Genomic DNA, 15,552 nt, shown 5'->3' on the forward strand with positions numbered 1-15,552 from the left:
CGGAACTCACGCCTCGGCCGGCACCCTGTCCAGAAAGCCGAGCACGGCCGTGATCCGCCCCTCGGCATCCAGCGTGATCACATCGGAGCCCGCCACCGGCGCCGAGCCGGCGACTTCGCTCACGAGCTCCCAGGAGAAGCGGGCCGTGTCGTGGTGGCCCTCGACGGACCCGGTGAGCCGGAAGACGAAGCCGGGGAATTTCGCGTGCGCCGCCGAGATGACGGCCACGATCCCCTCGTGTCCGCGGACCTCGGCGAGAGGGTCGGTGTATCCGCCCTGCGGGCTCCACGCCGTGGCGACCGCCCGGGCCAGGGCGTCGGGCTCGCGGGTGTTCCAGGCCGCGAGGTAGAGGGCGACGGCGTTCTCGTAACGATCGGTGTGCGCGGGCATGGCGGATCAGCCTCCACGAGGTCGTCGTTGCTGCTCAGGAACCGGATCCCGGTCTCGGTGACCCGGTACCGCAACGATGCCCGCCCGCGCCGCAAAGCTCGATTACGCCCGAGGTAATGCTCGGCCTGTGATCAGGGGTTGACGTGTCCTCGTCGCGTTTCGGCCAACAAGTGCTGTGAATATGCCAGGAGAGTGGCCGGAAAGTCGTGGTGACAGTGTTTCAGTAGTGAACATACTCAACTACGGGGGCGCGTCACATGGGGCGACGGCGCCCTCACGCACCGCTCACGAGCCGCACGGAAAGCGAGGTCCGCCGACAGGCGAACACGGCACCACGGGGGAGGCTACGTGCACGACGAGTTCCTTTGCCATGTCACCGCGTACGGCGTCTGCGACGGGCGGCGTATCGGGGTACCCCTGGGAACCTACCGGGCACCCACCCTGGCCCTCGCCCTGTGGTGGTTACGCGACCGGGCGTCCTGGATCGCCGAGCGATTAGACCCGCGACCGGAGGCCGAGCACTTCCCGCCCAGCTCGCTCGTCCCGGTCGCCGACACCGTTCCCGACATCCCCGCAGCCCTGCGCACCTGGTGCGGCGACCCCGACCAACAGGAGCTGGTCGCCGACGAGTTGGCCGCCGGCCGACTGGTGCGGATCGCCCTGAGTGACGAGACCACCGAGTACGAACTGCTCGCCGAGTCGGTGGACGCGCTGCGCATGCAGCGGACCATCCCGGCCCTGGTGGTCCCCGTCGCCTGACCCCGCATCGAGGCGATCCCCGCCCGCCGAACCGCCTCGCCGGTTTTCCGGCGGTGAACGGCGCCGGTCTTGTGGTGTTGAACGGCGGCCCGTTCAGCGCTCGGCCCGCGCCGCGACCTCGCCCCTGTGCCGCAGCGGTCGCGCCAGCAGCCCGCCGAGGAAGCCGGTGACCAGCCCCCACAGCAGCGCCAGACCGAAGGCACCCCACACCTCGGGGTTCAGGAACAGCTCGCCGGCCAGATCACCGCCGAGGTCTCCGATGCCCAGCACCGACAGCCCGTAGTGCGCGGAGATCCGGCCCACGAGGCAGATCATCAGCACCGTGAGCGCCAGCGCGACCGCCATGTGCACGGCGTGCTGCCAGGCACGGATGCGGGCCGGTGAACGCCGTGCCATGACGAACGCGGCGGCCAGCAACAGCACCGCGTCCACGACGATGAGCCACCACACCCGCCCGTCCTGCTCGGCGAGCGTGCCGAGGTTCACCTCGGCCACCTCCTTGCCGCGCAGCACCTCGTCCAGCACATGCGGCATGGGCAGCCCGAAAGGCCCGTCGACCCGGCCGTTCCAGGTCGCGCCGAGCCCGATCGTCAGGGCGAACCACACCAGGTTCGGCATCCCGAGCAGGATCACCGCGAACGTCTCGGCCGCGTGCCCGCGCGTCGCCGCGACGACCAGCCCGATGACCACGCCCAGCCCGACGTAGGCCAGCAACAGCACCACCATGGCGTACGCGGCCGGCCGCACCGACTCCTGGAAGCGCAGCAGCCGCCCCGGCAGCGGCGCCCCGCGCGAGACCAGCAGGGCCAGCACCAGCACGCCGGCCAGCCACAGCAGTCCGAAGAACACGGTCGCCACGACGTCGGTCGTGAAGCCGATCTCGGGCGAGATGCCGAACAGGTCACCCAGGTCGCCGAGCACGTCCTGCCCGAGGTCGCGCAGGGACAGGGAGAAGGTCTGGCGGGCGGCGAAGGACAGCCCCAGCACAGCGACCAGCCACAGTACGGCGATCCTCGCGGCCCACCCCGCCAGCTCCCGGGCACCGGCGACCGCCCGGTGCCGAAGCGGCCACAGGAAACCCGCGGCCATCACGAGCGCGCCGGTGAGTGTGACGGACAGCGGCATCACGGTCAGGCCGGCATCGGACTCGGCGAGCCCTCCGGCGTTCCCCGAGAGCTCGACCGTGCCGCCGACCGCCGTGACCACGGTCGCCGCGACGACCCGGGGGAACGCGCCGTCGGGCAGGTCCGCCGCCCCGGCCGCCCACAGTCCGAGGGCCGCGACCGCCCCCATCGCGACCAGCCCGGCCAGCACCACGGCGAGAGCCCGCACCCAGCCATGGGCGGCCACAGCCGGACGGGAGGGGGTCGCGACACTCACCCTGCCCACGCTAGGCAGCGCCTGTGCGGTGCGCCCGCCGGGAGGTCCGTATGCGTCGGCTTGCGGTCGGCGCGGGAACGGAACACAGAATGGGGGCGGCGTGAAATGCCGTAGGAGATCGCGAATACAGCGAAATCGGATCAGGTGTCGCGGGAGCTTCGTACAGGTGGAAGAGGTCCCCGCAGAGGGAGACTCGACGGAGTCCCCCGTCGGGAAGAAGGCTTCGTGAGCGACGAACCTCCGTCGTCCGACCGGCCCACAGGACCTCCCTCGGGCCCCCTGCCGGGCCCCTCCCAGCCGCCCGGGCCGCCCTCGCAGCCCCCGTCCGGCGCAGGCACACCCGAGCCCGACGGCCCCGGACCGCACCGCCCTTGGTGGCGGTCCCCGCCCCGCATCGCGGCACTCACCGCCGTGGCCGTGGCCGGCATGGTGCTCGCCGTCGCCCTCTCCGACGGCGACGGCGGCACCGGACAGAGCGGCGAAGTCTTCCTCCAGGCCGCGGACAAGACGGGCCCCGACCCCTTCACCGAGTCCACGGCCAACGACAGCTCCGCCGCGCCCGCCACCCCGTCCCCGCCCGCCGAGTCGGCACCGTCGAGCCAACCGCGCGGCGTCGACGGCGGCGCGCCGGGCCTGTACGGCGGCACCCGCAACGTCGCCAGTTGCGACGTGGAGAAGCAGATCGGCCACCTCCGGGCGGCCCCCGAGAAGAACAAGGCGTTCGCGTCGGTCGCCCGCCTCGACGCCGACGACGTCCCCGCCTACCTGCGCTCGCTCACCCCCGTCCAGCTCCGCCTGGACACCCGGGTCACCAACCACGGCTACGTGGACGGAGCCGCCACCGGCTACCAGGCCGTCCTCCAGACGGGCACGGCGGTCCTCGTCGACGACCGCGGGGAGCCCCGGGTGCGCTGTGCCTGCGGCAACCCGCTGACCCGGCCCGTCGCCCGGCAGGGCACCCTGAAGCGGACCGGCGACTCCTGGCCGTCGTACCGCTCCTCGAACGTCGTGGTGGTCACCCCCGCGCAGACGGTCATCAACGTGTTCGTCGTCTACGACGCCGCCGGCGACGAGTGGGTCGCCCGCCACCGCGGCGACGACGGCGACAGGACAGGAGGACCGGCCGCCCGGCGAAGCCCACCCCGTCGCTGAGCGCGTCGACGCCGACCTCTGACCGAGCCTGAAACGCCCGACACCTCCACCCCGCCGCCGCCCCCGGACGACGACTCGAACACCACGTCGCAGTCGGCGCCCACCGAGGCCGCACCGCGGTCCCCGGCGCTGTGACGTACGGCGCCACCTGCACGGTGACTGCGCCGCCGCGCTCTGGGTAACAGGACAGGTGCAGCAGCATCCGGCCAGTGCCGGCTTCCGAGAGAGAAACGCATGATCGAGCACGCGGACGGGGCAGTGATTCCTACTGGTTTCGACGTGCCCGTGGAACCACTGAGGCGGGCAGCGCACTTCAGCGGTGAACCGGGATGTATCGCCGAGGCGCGGTCCTTCGCCGCGCTGTTCCTCGGCCGGCTCAGGACCGAGTGGTGCGCCAAGATCGGCGCGCCCGCCGAGGACAAGGTGCTCCTGGTGGTCAGCGAGCTGGTCACCAACGCCGACCGGCACAGCAACGGCCCGTACATCCTGGACCTGGAGGGCACGGACGACGCGGTGTCGGTCTGCGTGTACGACAGCAGCTCCGCCCTGCCCCGCCGTTACCCCAAGGACCCGGAGCGGGTCGGCCGGCACGGCCTGGAGATAGTGCACGCCCTCGCGGCGGAGGTCGCCGTCGAGCGGGTACCGGTGGGCAAGCGGGTGCGGGCGGTCCTGCGACTGGCCGACGAGTGAGGCGCGGCCGGAAATCGGGTGGTGGTCCCGATGCCGACCGCCCATGCTCGCCCATATGACCGATGTCACGCAGCCGGAAGGGAAGCTGCCCCGACGCAGCTTCGGGTGGTGGGACATGTGGGTCACCCCCGACGACGATCCCCGCAGTGACGGCGGCTACGTCGGCGAACTCGCGACCCTCGTCGGATACCTCGGCGACCAGCGGCTGACGTTCGAGATGAAATGCGCCGACCTGGATGCCGAGGACTTGGCCCGCCGCTCGGTCCCCCCGTCCGACCTCTGCCTGCTGGGCCTGCTGCGCCATCTCGCCGGCGTCGAACAGACCTGGTTCCGCCGTGTCATGGCCGGGCACGACATCCCCCGGCACTACCGCACCGAGGACGACCCCAACGGCGAGTTCACCGGCGCCGTACCCCACCCCGGCGTCGTCGCCGAGGCCTGGGCGACCTGGCGCTCGGAAGTCGCCTTCGCGGAACGCTTCGTGGCCGAGGCACCGAGCCTCGACGTCATCGGCAACGGCGGCGACGAGCCGATCGCCCTGCGCGAGGTGCTGGTCCACATGATCGAGGAGTACGCCCGGCACAACGGCCACGCCGACCTCCTGCGGGAGCGGATCGACGGGCGGGTCGGACAGTAGCGGCGATTTCTTCCAGGGCGCAATGCCGATCCCTTCCCCTCGCGCCCCGCGTTCCTAGGCTGGGAAGGTGAGCGAACAAGTGTCGAACGAAGCCCGCGTCATCGCCCTGCGCCCGCCGGCCGCCCGCCCGCCGCTGGCCCGCCCGTCGGCCACGCGCCTGCGACCGACCCGCCCCGCGTCCGAACGCCCTCCCGCCGCCCCGCCGACGACCGCCCCCTCAGCCGCGCCGTCCTCCGCCCCGTCACAGGCGCCCGCGCCCAAGGAGCCCCTCTGGCGCGACCTCGTCGGCGACGTCCTGCGCCGTGAGCGCCTCGCGCAGGAGCGGACGCTCAAGGACGTGGCCGACGCCGCCCGGATCTCGATGCCGTATCTCTCGGAGGTGGAGCGCGGCCGCAAGGAGGCCTCCTCGGAGGTTCTCGCGGCCGCGGCCCACGCCCTGGGGCTCGGCCTCGGCGACCTGCTGTCGCTGGCGCAGGGAGAGCTCGTCCGGGTCACCAGCCGCAGGGTGCCCGGCGGTGGCCGCGGCAGGGCGGGTTCGTCGTACGACGGGCTGTGCCTGGCGGCGTGACGGATGCGCCGGCGCCTCAGACCCTGACGAGGCGCCGGCTCACCACCTCGTCGGCGAGGCAGTACGCGACGGCCTCCTCGGCGGTGAACACCTTGTCGCGGTCCATGTCCGCCCGCAGCGTCGCGATGTCGTGCTGGGTGTGCCGGGCCAGCACCTCCTCGACCTGCGAGCGGATCCGGACCATCTCCTTTGCCTGGAGGGCGAGGTCGGACACCATGCCGCGACTGCCCCCGGACGCGGGCTGGCCGAGCAGCACGCGCGCGTGCTCCAGCACGAACCGGCGCCCCGGATCCCCTCCGGCCAGCAGCACGGCGGCCGTGGACGCGGCCTGCCCCACGCAGAACGTGGAGATCGGAGCCTGCACGTACGTCATGGTGTCGTAGATCGCCATGAGTGAAGTGAACGATCCGCCGGGGGAGTTGATGTAGATCGCGATCTCGTTCTCCGGCGCCGAGGACTCCAGATGCAGGAGCTGTGCGATCACGACGTTGGCGACGCCGTCGTCGATCTCGGTGCCGAGGAAGATGATCCGCTCCGACAGCAGCCTGCTGAAGACGTCGGAGGAGCGCTCGCCGTGCGCCGTCCGCTCGACGACGTACGGAATCGTGTAGTTCCCCATGTCACAGCCCCATCCGTCGCTTCGAGGCGGCCGGGCGGACGTCCGCGAGGGACTCCACGACCCGGTCCACCAAGCCGTACTGAGTGGCCTCCTCGGCCGTGAACCAGCGGTCGCGGTCACCGTCCCGGGAGATGGTCTCCGGGGTCTGGCCGGTGTGCTCGGCGGTGATCCGCTCGATGGTCTTCTTGGTGAAGTCCAGGTTCTCCGCCTGGATCTCGATGTCCGCCGTCGTGCCGCCGATCCCGGCCGACGGCTGGTGCATCATGATCCGCGCGTTCGGCAGCGTGAACCGCTTGCCCGCGGTGCCGACGCTGAGCAGGAACTGGCCCATGCTGGCCGCGAATCCCATGGCCAGGGTCGCGACGTCGTTCGGGATCAGCCGCATCGTGTCGTAGATGGCGAGCCCCGCGTGCACCGACCCGCCCGGGCTGTTGATGTACAGGCTGATGTCGGTGCGCGGGTCCTCCGCCGACAGCAGCAGGAGCTGGGCGCAGATCCGGTTCGCGGAGGCCTCGGTGACCTCGGTGCCCAGCAACACGATGCGCTGGCCCAGCAGTTGGGCGGCGAGGTGGTCGTCGAACCGCGTCGGCGGGGCGTCGCCCTCCTCGGCACGCGGCGTGAGCGTCGAGAGTGGAGTCATCGGTTCTCCTCGTGGTGGTGGGGATGCCGGTGACTCCACTGTTGACGTCGGACCAGGGCGGTGTCCGGTTTCTCTGCCCGTGGCAGATCAGCCGACGGCAGAGCCCTCCCGCAGTTGCCGGAAGAACGCCCGCACGTCGTCAACCAGAAGGTCCGGCTCCTCCATCGCCGCGAAGTGCCCGCCCCGGTCGAGCTCTGTCCAGCGGACGATGTTCTCCGTCCGCTCCGCCTTGTGGCGCAGGGGAATCTGCGGATCGCCGGGGAAGGAGGCCACCGCGGTCGGGGCCGTCGAGGGCTCGTGCGGGGCGGCGACCCGGCCGCCCTTGGCGTGGGCGCGCTCGTAGTAGACCCGGGCGGACGAACCCGCCGTGCCCGTCAACCAGTACAGCATCACGTTCGTGAGCATCTGGTCCCGGTCGACGGCCTCCTCGGGCACTCGCTCGGAGTCCGTCCACTCCTGGAACTTCTCGACGATCCAGGCGAGTTGGCCGACCGGCGAGTCCGTGAGCGCGTACGACAGGGTCTGCGGCCGGGTGGACTGCATGTGGAAGTAGCCCGTCCCGTCCCGGAACCACGCCGCCCACCGACGCCACGAGGCGAGCGTCCGCTCACGCTCCTCGGGGCTCAGCGCCTCCAGTTCCGCAGCGGTCGGCTCGGTGGCCGCCTGCGCCCCGGGCAGCAGGTTCAGGTGGATGCCGATCGCCCGCTCGGGGTGGGCACGGCCCAGCTCACGCGAGATGCCGGCACCCCAGTCGCCGCCCTGGGCGCCGAACCGCTCGTAGCCGAGGCGTGTCATGAGCTCGACCCACGCGTCGGCGATCCGGAGAGCCTCCCAGCCGGTCTCCCGGGTGGGCCCGGAGAACCCGAAACCGGGAATGCTCGGCAGGACCACGTGGAAGGCGTCGGCTCGGTCGCCGCCGTGTGCGGCCGGGTCCGTCAGCGGACCGACGATGTCCAGGAATTCGACGATCGATCCCGGCCAGCCGTGCGTGACGATCAGCGGAGTGGCGTCGGGCTCGGGGGAGCGGATGTGCGCGAAATGCACCCGCGCACCGTCGATCTCGGTCGTGAACTGCGGCCACTCGTTCAGCCGCGCCTCCGCCGCCCGCCAGTCGTACTCGTACCGCCAGTGGTGCACCAGCTCGCGCAGGTAGTCCGACGGCACGCCGTACGCCCATCCCACTCCGGGCAGCTCGTCGGGCCACCGGGTCCGGTCGAGGCGGTCGTACAGGTCGTCGAGGTCACTCTGCGGTATGTCGATGCGGAAGGGACGGATGCCGTTGTCAGCGGGCGAAGACGTCATGAGCGCGATGCTAGTTCCGAACGGTGTAACGGCCACCTGGATTAGTGGGCCCTGCGACCGATGAGTTCCGGGGCGAGGATCGGTCGACACTCATGACAGCGGATCCATGCTCCAGGAGGTACTCATGGCAACCGACGGTTTCACCACGTGTCTCTGGTTCGACGGCCAGGCCGAGGAGGCCGCCCACTTCTACGTCTCGATCTTCAAGAACTCCAGCGTCGGCAAGGTGGCTCGCTACCCCGAGGGAGCGATGCAGCCCGCCGGAACCGTGATGACCGTCGAGTTCACGGCCAACGGCCACAAGTTCCTCGGTCTCAACGGCGGCCCCCAGTTCAAGTTCACCGAGGCGACCTCCTTCATGATCTTCTGCGAGAACCAGGAGGAGATCGACTACTACTGGGCCAAGCTCACCGAGAACGGCGGCGAGCCCGGTCCGTGCGGGTGGCTCAAGGACAGGTTCGGGGTGTCCTGGCAGGTCGTCCCGGACCGGCTGGACGCGATGGTCACCGACCCGGACCCGGTGAAGGCCGCCCGGGTGACCAAGGCGTTCTTGGCGATGCACAAGTTCGACCTCGCCGCCCTGGAGAAGGCCTACGCCGGGGAGTGAGCCCGCATTCCTACGGGTTCTCGCGGATCACCCGGGTGATCTCCAGGGCGATCCGCAGGATCCCGGGCGAGCGGACCGGGCACGGCTTCGGCGTCGAGGTCGTGGGCGCCAGACAGAAGTGCAGGGAGTCGTCGTCGCGGTGCAGGGCCGTCCGGTCACGGCCCGACTGGGTGCAGTACTCGTCGTGCGCGCGCTCGTACGCCGTGCACGGCAGGTATTGGACCCAGGAGTAGCGGGCCCCGGCCGCGCTCACCGCCCTGCCGGCGTCGGCGACCAGTTCGCCCGAGGCGGCGGCCCGCCCCTCGTACAACTCGTTGACGCGTCGGACCCGGTCGGGAGTGATCGGGTCCGGGCCCTGGAGCACCCATACGATCCGCGCGTCCCCGGCGCCGGAGATCTGGTCGGCGAGCCGCTTCATGTCGGCCCCGTACCGCTCGAAGTACCGCTGCGGGGAGGCGTCATGGGTGATGCCGTCCATGCACGGCGTGTAGCCCCAGGCGTTGCCCCAGAACTGGAGCACGACGAAGTCGGGGCGCAGCCGGCGCACCAGGGCGGCCGCCTTGTCCGCGTCCGGGACGAGGGACCGTTCGCCCGTGCCCTGAAGGTAGTCGCACAGGGTGGTGCCCGAGTACGGCGCGCTCGTGTACGTCGCCCGCAGCCCCCGGCGCAACTCCTGCGCGAGCACCGTCTGTGCCTCCATCGCGAGCGAGTCGCCGAGGTACAGGACGCTCGGCGCCTTCGCCGGAGCGGCACTCGGTGAGGCCGAGGCCGGCGCCCGCTGCTGCGTGGTGACCGACGCTCGCGGCGCCTCCGGAGGCGGCGCGGCCTCCGGCCCGGACGCCGGATCCCCGCACGCCCCGAGCAGCACGGCGGCCAGCAGCACCCCCACGATCCACGGCTTGCGCATACGGCGACTCCCGCCCCGGACACCGAAAACGGTTCCCCAGGCAAGCACGGCCGGGCCCAAGGGGGAAGACACGCGTCGGCCACGGAACGCCCGTGGCCGACGTGAGCTCTGACAGTCGTTCAGACGCGGTCCGCCGCGATCAGCAGGTACTGGAAGCTGCCGTTGCGGTACGCGTCGATGAACGTGTCCTCGATCCCGGTCACCAGGTGGTCGGCCTCGCGCCGCAACTCCCAGTAGGGGATGGCCGCCTCCGTCAGATCCTCCACATGGACCGGCACGAGGCGGTTGCGGGCCATCGCGCGGAAGTACTCCGAGCGTGGGTGGATGTCGCAGATGTAATGGGCGTTGATGAGGGACACCTCGCGCGAGGCACGCCCGTAGGTGTCGTTGTAGCAGCCGGTGATCACCACATAGCGGCCGCCGCGGCGCAGCAGCCGCGCGTGCTCGGCGAACAGCAGGTCGAGCTCGACGTACATGGTGGACTCGTTGTTCCAGGACGCCGCGTACGCCCCGGACTCCAGCCCGGTGTCCAGCATGTTGCGGTGGTGGTAGCGCACCTTGCCGTCGATGCCCCGCTTGCGGGCCTGCGCGTTCGCGAACTCGGCCTGCTTCTCGGAGATGGTGACGCCGTCGGCGTGGCAGCCGTAGCGCAGGTTGGCCACGACACTTCCGCCGCCGCGCCCGCAGCCGGCGTCGAAGACACGGTCGGCGGGGGACAGGGGACCGAGACTCGCGGCGAGCAGCTCTGCCTGGGCGTGCTCCAGCCGGTGCAGTTCGGCCGTGACGCGCTCACGGCGCAGTCCGGGATCGGGTTCGTCGAGCACGGAACGGTCGGCGTTCCCGATGCCGTAGTGGTGGTGGTACAGGTCGTCGAGCTTTCCGAGTTCGAGGTTGACCGGGTTCTCCTCGGCGTTCCAGTAGTCCGCGACGCGGTTCTGGTACGTGGACTGGGTCGGCACCGACTTTGCCTTGGTGTCCGCTTCGGGGGCGATGGTCAACGGTGACTCCTCGTGCTGGTGCTTGTGACGTTCTGTCATCAGGTCGCGCTTTACCAGTAGTTGGGCAGGTGGTAGCGGTGCGTGTTGGTGGCGTGCCACTCGTGGTTCCCGGCCACCCAGTCGTCCAGGCCCCGGGTGTAGCGCTCGACGAGCGGGGAGGTGGCGCCGAGCAGCGCCGACTCCTCCTCGAACGCCGCCATGATCTGGTTGTGGATCTCGACCGCCTTCAGATAGGCGGCCTTGAGACCGCAGCGCTCGTTGGCGGCGACGACCTGCGGCAGGTTCAGATGGGTGGGGTCGCCGGCCAGCTCCTTGGTGAAGGAGTACAGGTCGTTGACGATCGTGGTGGCGTTGCAGGCGAGCGCGGTGATCCGCTGGATCTCGGGGCGGGCGTACACGGCCTCGGGCAGTTCGTAGCCGTCGATGGCGTCGACGATCGACAGACAGGGCCGGAAGTTGTTGAACTGCCGCATCACCAGGTACTCCCACACATGGGGGACGTACCGCGTCTCGCTCCAGGCCGCCTCGGCGAGGTAGCCCATGTGCAGCCGGGCGAGGTCGTGCACGAGCCGGTCGGTCTGGCTCGGGGTGGCGAGGGCCGAGTAGTCCTTCAGCGCCCAGTGGTACGAGCGCAGCGGACCGTCCCCCTGCATGCCCTGCGCCCACTGCTCCTGGAACTCGGGGGTGGCGTGGAACGGATCCAGCGCCGACTGGGCCATGATCAGCCGCCCGCCGAGCCCTCTGCGGGTCGCGCCCCTGCCCTCGTCCTCCTCGCAGTAGCAGCTATCGACGATGTTCTCGGCCAGCAGCAGCTTCCCGGCCACCGTCAGCCGCTCCAGGTCGGCGCCGGCGGGATGCTGGAGCACTACGGCCCGGCCGAACTGGAAGCCCGAGAAGTCCCCCGACCAGGCCGGCGGGAACAGGTCGAGACGGCGTGCCCACTCCTCCAGCCTGCGGTCCACCTCCGCGACCTTCTCCGGGTCGGCGGGGGCCACCTGCCGGTAGCGCAGCCCCGGGATCGCGCCGCCGCGCCTGCTCCGGATGGTCCGGGCGAGGTTCGGCGGCCCGGGCAGGGCCGGCCTGGAGGGGGTCGTGCTCATCGGGTTCTCCACGAGCTCACTCAGGGGTCCGGCCGATCTGGGCGTTCTCGAGGATCCCGACCGCGTCGGGCACGAGGATCGCCATCGAGTAATAGGCGGTGACGAGGTAGCGGATGATCGAGTTGGCGTCGATCCCCATGAACCGCACGTTCAGGCCCGGCTGGTACTCCTCGGGGATCCCGGTCTGGTACAGCCCGATGGCCCCCTGGTCGCCCTCACCGGTGCGCAGCGCGATGATGCTGCTGGTGTGCTGTGCGCTGACCGGGATCTTGTTGCACGGGAAGATCGGGACACCGCGCCAGGCCGGGATCTCGTGCCCGTCGACGTTCGCCGTGCCCGGCACCAGGCCGCGCCGGTTGCACTGCCGGAAGAAGGCGGCGATCGCCTTCGGATGGGCGATGAACAGCTTGGTCTTGCGCCGCATCGACAGCAGTTCGTCCATGTCGTCCGGCGTCGGCGGCCCGGTGAAGGTGCTGATGCGCTGCCCGTAGTCGGCGCTGTGCAGCAGCCCGAAGTCCCGGTTGTTGACCAGCTCCCACTCCTGGCGTTCGCGGATCTCCTCGATGGTCAGCCTCAGTTGCTGCTCGGTCTGGTCCATCGGGTTGTTGAACAGGTCGGCGACCCTCGTGTGCACCCGCAGTACGGTCTGGGTGAGTGACAACTCGTACTCGCGCGGGGCGAGGTCGTAGTCGACGTAGCCGCCGCCGATGGTCGGCTCGCCGACGTGGCCGGCCTGCACCGGTACGTCGGCCTCGCCCTTGCGGTTCATGGGCAGTTGCTGGCGCTCGGCATACGCCGACAGGTGCTCCGCGAGGGACGGCACCCGGTCGGTGAACTCCTGGACCACGGTCCAGGGCAGCACCATCAGCACGCCCGATGTCTCGGCGCGCACCGAGCTCAGCCACAGCGGGTCGGGCTGGCCGATGGCCTCGTCGCCGATCTGGTCGCCGTCGGTGACGACGCCGAGGATCTCCTCCTCGCCGTACTTGCCCTCGGTGAAGCGGGTGAAGCGGCCGTGTACGACGAGGTAGGCCTCCTGGACCGGCTGCCCCGCCTCGACGAGGACCTGGCCGGCCCGGACCTCGCGCACCCGGAACCGGCCCGCGACCTCCTTCAGGACGTCCACGTCGGAGTAGCCCCGCAGGGCAGGCAGTTCGGTGAGCGTCTGGGGGATGACCTTGATGTCGTAGGCGCCGTTCTGCTCGAACTGCACCCGGCCGCGGCCGACCCGCAGTTGCAGACGCCGGTTGACCCGGTAGGTGCCGCCCTTGACGTCGACCCAGGGCAGCATCTTCAGCAGCCATCGCGAGGAGATGGCCTGCATCTGGGGTTCGGACTTGGTGGTCGTGGCGAGCTGGCGCGCCGCCTGGGTGCTGAGACTGGTCAGTGGTCCGTCGGTGGTGGGGGCGGGGTCGTCGGCGGCGGGTCCGGCGGCACTCTCGGATACGGACACGTGATCCCTTCCTGGAGGGTGGTCAGGAGTGAGCGAAGTGGTCGGAGACGACGGCAGTCTCTGGGCGCGAGAACGGCGGCCTTGTGGCACGGATGGGCCGTACGCGCCGCAGGACAAGACAAACAGCGCGGGTGGTTCGCCCGGTACGGCGTGAAGGGGGCGGTTTCGTCACCCGGGTGGTGCAAACCCTCCGTCGAGGCGGAGGGCGCGGGACCACGCGCTTGCACGCCGGTCGCGTTCGTCCGGACCTGCGGGCGCGCGACCACCGGCTCGCCGCTGCCGGTTCGCCGCGGGGGCGAAGGCTCAGGGCAGGTCGTTCACCAGCACGGCCGCTCCGTCGAACCGGCCCTCTTCGAGATCACGCAACGCCTGGTCCGCCCGCGACAACGGATAGGTGTGCGTCGTGGCGTGCACCGAGTGCTCGGCGGCGAGCGCCAGGAACGCACGGGCGTCCTCGCGCGTGTTGGAGGTGACGCTGCGCACCTGCTTCTCGTAGAAGAGCTCGCTTTCATAGCGCAGCACCGGGATGTCGCTGAGGTGGATCCCGGCTATCGCCAGCGTCCCGCCCCGGTCCAGGGCCCGCAGCGCGAGGGGGACCAGCTCGCCGGCGGGCGCGAACAGGATCGCGCTGTCCAGTGGCTCCGGCGGCATCGCGTACGCGTCCCGCGCCGAGGCGGCTCCCAGATCGAGCGCCAGCTTCCGCGCGCCGGCCCCGCGCGTGAGGACGTGCACGGTGGCGCCCTCGGCCAGCGCCACCTGCGCGCACAGATGAGCGCTGCCCCCGAAGCCGTACAGTCCGAGCCGCCCGCCCGGCGGCAGCGCCGAGCGGCGCAGCGCGCGGTATCCGATGATCCCGGCACACAGCAGCGGGGCGAGCGACACGTCGTCCAGGGCGCCGGGCAGCCGGTGGGCGAACGCGGCCGGCACGGTCGTGTACTCGGCGTATCCGCCGTCGGCGTCCCAGCCCGTGTACGTGGATCCCGGGCACAGGTTCTCCGACCCGCGCAGGCAGTAGCCGCACGTGCCGTCGGTCCGCCGCAGCCAGGCGACGCCGACCCGCTCCCCGACGTCGAAGCCGCTCACCGCCGCGCCGAGGGCCGCGACCACCCCGACGACCTCGTGCCCCGGCGTGACACCGGGCCGGTGCACCGGCAGGTCGCCCTCGGCGACATGCAGATCGGTACGGCACACCCCGCACGCCAGAACCCGCACCAGCAGCTCGTCGTCCTCCGGCGCCGGAACCGGCTTCCCGACCAGTCGCAGCGGCCCCGCCCCACCCGGTCCGCCCCCGACCGGACCGGGCTCGACCACCGACCATGCCCGCATCGTCGTGTCCGCCATGGCGAGTCCCGTCCGTCGACCGGCAGCCCTCCCCACCAGTCTGGAACGGAACCGGGCATTCGGCGCGCGACCCGACTGCCCGGTGACTAGCGTAAGAATCCGGACAACTCACCGATCCGGGAGAGGGCCGCAGCCATGGCCGCGAAACCTGAGGGAACCCCCATCTGGGCCGACGCGATGTTCAGCGACATCGAGGGAGCCAAGAACTTCTACGGCGACGTCCTCGGCTGGACGTTCGGCGAGCAATCATCGGAGTACGGCAACTACACCCAGGCCTACGCGAACGAGAAGGCGGCCGCCGCGGTCGTCCCGCCCATGCCCGGCCAGGAGGGCCAGTCGCAGTGGTGCCTCTACTTCGCCACCTCCGACGCCGAGGCCACCGCCGCCAAGATCCGTGAGAACGGCGGCGAGATCCTGATGGAGCCGATGGCGGTCGGCGAGTTCGGCACCATGTGCCTGGCCCGCGAACCCAGCGGCGCAGTGTTCGGACTGTGGCAGCCCGGCACGCACGAGGGCTTCGAGGCTCCGATGGAGGAGCCGGGCGCCTTCTGCTGGGGCGAGGTCTTCACACGCGAGCGGGACAAGCCGGACGCGTTCTTCCCGGCGGTCTTCGGATACGGCGCGAAACAGATGGAGGACGACGCGGTCGACTTCCGGATCTACTCGATCGGCGAGGACATGGTTCTCGGCCGGATGCGGATGACCGAGGAGTTCCCGCCCGAGGTCCCCTCCTACATCAACGTCTACTTCACGGTCGAGAACTGCGACGACGCCGTGGCCCGCGCCACCAAGCAGGGTGCGGTGCTCCGCTTCGGCCCGATGACCTCGCCGTTCGGCCGGTTCGCCGCGCTCAGCGACCCGCAGGGCGCCAACTTCTCGGTGATCGACGTCACCACGACCGAGGGCGAGATGCCAAAGACGACCGACGTCTCGTGATCGACGGCTGACCACGACCGACCGGGACTGATCGGCGATCGCACCCGCGACCGGTCGGCCCGCCGGCCCATGG

General features: G+C 70.8%; 17 protein-coding genes. 7 read left to right on the plus strand and 10 right to left on the minus strand.

Going from position 1 to position 15,552, the window contains the following annotated elements:
* Nucleotides 1-6: 6 nt before the first annotated feature.
* The gene (locus ACZ69Q_RS32535) at nt 7-390 is read right to left on the minus strand and encodes a nuclear transport factor 2 family protein (RefSeq protein ID WP_471048780.1); all 384 of its coding nucleotides are present in this window, start codon (nt 388-390) and stop codon (nt 7-9) included.
* 348 nt (nt 391-738) lie between these two features.
* Between ACZ69Q_RS32535 and ACZ69Q_RS32540 the strand changes: the two genes are divergently transcribed.
* Nucleotides 739-1,149, plus strand: a complete 411-nt coding sequence (locus ACZ69Q_RS32540; RefSeq protein ID WP_471048781.1) for a hypothetical protein — start codon at nt 739-741, stop codon at nt 1,147-1,149.
* Nucleotides 1,150-1,242: 93 nt separating this feature from the next.
* Here ACZ69Q_RS32540 and ACZ69Q_RS32545 read toward each other — a convergent pair whose 3' ends face one another.
* Nucleotides 1,243-2,529, minus strand: coding sequence for a streptophobe family protein (locus tag ACZ69Q_RS32545; RefSeq protein WP_471048784.1), 1,287 nt, complete (start codon nt 2,527-2,529; stop codon nt 1,243-1,245).
* Nucleotides 2,530-2,754: 225 nt separating this feature from the next.
* Between ACZ69Q_RS32545 and ACZ69Q_RS32550 the strand changes: the two genes are divergently transcribed.
* The 4 genes from ACZ69Q_RS32550 (at nt 2,755) to ACZ69Q_RS32565 (ending at nt 5,576) form a co-directional block, all read left to right on the plus strand.
* Nucleotides 2,755-3,681, plus strand: coding sequence for a DUF6777 domain-containing protein (locus tag ACZ69Q_RS32550; protein WP_471048787.1), 927 nt, complete (start codon nt 2,755-2,757; stop codon nt 3,679-3,681).
* Between the two features lie 234 nt (nt 3,682-3,915).
* The gene (locus ACZ69Q_RS32555) at nt 3,916-4,371 is read left to right on the plus strand and encodes an ATP-binding protein (protein ID WP_471048790.1); all 456 of its coding nucleotides are present in this window, start codon (nt 3,916-3,918) and stop codon (nt 4,369-4,371) included.
* A 55-nt stretch (nt 4,372-4,426) separates the two neighbouring features.
* The gene (locus tag ACZ69Q_RS32560) at nt 4,427-5,008 is read left to right on the plus strand and encodes a DinB family protein (protein ID WP_471048792.1); all 582 of its coding nucleotides are present in this window, start codon (nt 4,427-4,429) and stop codon (nt 5,006-5,008) included.
* Nucleotides 5,009-5,075: 67 nt separating this feature from the next.
* Nucleotides 5,076-5,576, plus strand: a complete 501-nt coding sequence (locus ACZ69Q_RS32565) for a helix-turn-helix domain-containing protein (RefSeq protein WP_471048794.1) — start codon at nt 5,076-5,078, stop codon at nt 5,574-5,576.
* A gap of 16 nt (nt 5,577-5,592) precedes the next feature.
* On the opposite strand, the gene ACZ69Q_RS32570 is transcribed toward ACZ69Q_RS32565, so the two are convergent.
* From ACZ69Q_RS32570 to ACZ69Q_RS32580, 3 genes are all read right to left on the minus strand, one after another.
* Nucleotides 5,593-6,195, minus strand: coding sequence for a ClpP family protease (locus ACZ69Q_RS32570; protein ID WP_471048797.1), 603 nt, complete (start codon nt 6,193-6,195; stop codon nt 5,593-5,595).
* Nucleotide 6,196: 1 nt separating this feature from the next.
* Nucleotides 6,197-6,835 carry an ATP-dependent Clp protease proteolytic subunit gene (locus ACZ69Q_RS32575; RefSeq protein ID WP_471048800.1) on the minus strand — a complete coding sequence of 213 codons (639 nt, stop codon included), beginning with the start codon at nt 6,833-6,835 and terminating at the stop codon, nt 6,197-6,199.
* A gap of 87 nt (nt 6,836-6,922) precedes the next feature.
* Entirely contained in the window at nt 6,923-8,137 is a 1,215-nt protein-coding gene (locus tag ACZ69Q_RS32580) for an epoxide hydrolase family protein (protein WP_471048802.1), read from the minus strand.
* Nucleotides 8,138-8,261: 124 nt separating this feature from the next.
* On the opposite strand from ACZ69Q_RS32580, the gene ACZ69Q_RS32585 reads away from it, so the two are divergent.
* On the plus strand, nt 8,262-8,744 hold the full coding sequence (locus ACZ69Q_RS32585; RefSeq protein WP_471048804.1) for a VOC family protein: 483 nt from the start codon (nt 8,262-8,264) through the stop codon (nt 8,742-8,744).
* Nucleotides 8,745-8,754: 10 nt separating this feature from the next.
* On the opposite strand, the gene ACZ69Q_RS32590 is transcribed toward ACZ69Q_RS32585, so the two are convergent.
* From ACZ69Q_RS32590 to ACZ69Q_RS32610, 5 genes are all read right to left on the minus strand, one after another.
* Complete coding sequence (locus ACZ69Q_RS32590; RefSeq protein ID WP_471048805.1) at nt 8,755-9,651, minus strand: SGNH hydrolase domain-containing protein; 897 nt, start codon at nt 9,649-9,651, stop codon at nt 8,755-8,757.
* Between the two features lie 119 nt (nt 9,652-9,770).
* A complete protein-coding gene (locus ACZ69Q_RS32595) occupies nt 9,771-10,649 on the minus strand; it encodes a geranyl diphosphate 2-C-methyltransferase (RefSeq protein ID WP_471048955.1) in 879 nt (292 codons plus the stop codon).
* A 50-nt stretch (nt 10,650-10,699) separates the two neighbouring features.
* Nucleotides 10,700-11,749 (minus strand): family 2 encapsulin nanocompartment cargo protein terpene cyclase, encoded by a 1,050-nt coding sequence (locus tag ACZ69Q_RS32600; protein ID WP_471048808.1) that lies wholly within the window; start codon nt 11,747-11,749, stop codon nt 10,700-10,702.
* A 16-nt stretch (nt 11,750-11,765) separates the two neighbouring features.
* Complete coding sequence (locus ACZ69Q_RS32605; RefSeq protein ID WP_471048810.1) at nt 11,766-13,202, minus strand: family 2B encapsulin nanocompartment shell protein; 1,437 nt, start codon at nt 13,200-13,202, stop codon at nt 11,766-11,768.
* A 303-nt stretch (nt 13,203-13,505) separates the two neighbouring features.
* Nucleotides 13,506-14,528: a zinc-binding alcohol dehydrogenase family protein gene (locus tag ACZ69Q_RS32610; protein ID WP_471048956.1), complete on the minus strand. Its 1,023-nt coding sequence runs from the start codon at nt 14,526-14,528 to the stop codon at nt 13,506-13,508.
* A 150-nt stretch (nt 14,529-14,678) separates the two neighbouring features.
* Between ACZ69Q_RS32610 and ACZ69Q_RS32615 the strand changes: the two genes are divergently transcribed.
* The gene (locus ACZ69Q_RS32615) at nt 14,679-15,479 is read left to right on the plus strand and encodes a VOC family protein (RefSeq protein ID WP_471048813.1); all 801 of its coding nucleotides are present in this window, start codon (nt 14,679-14,681) and stop codon (nt 15,477-15,479) included.
* The last annotated feature ends 73 nt before the right edge of the window (nt 15,480-15,552 follow it).

The sequence above is a fragment of the Streptomyces sp. NPDC036764 genome (assembly GCF_055609385.1).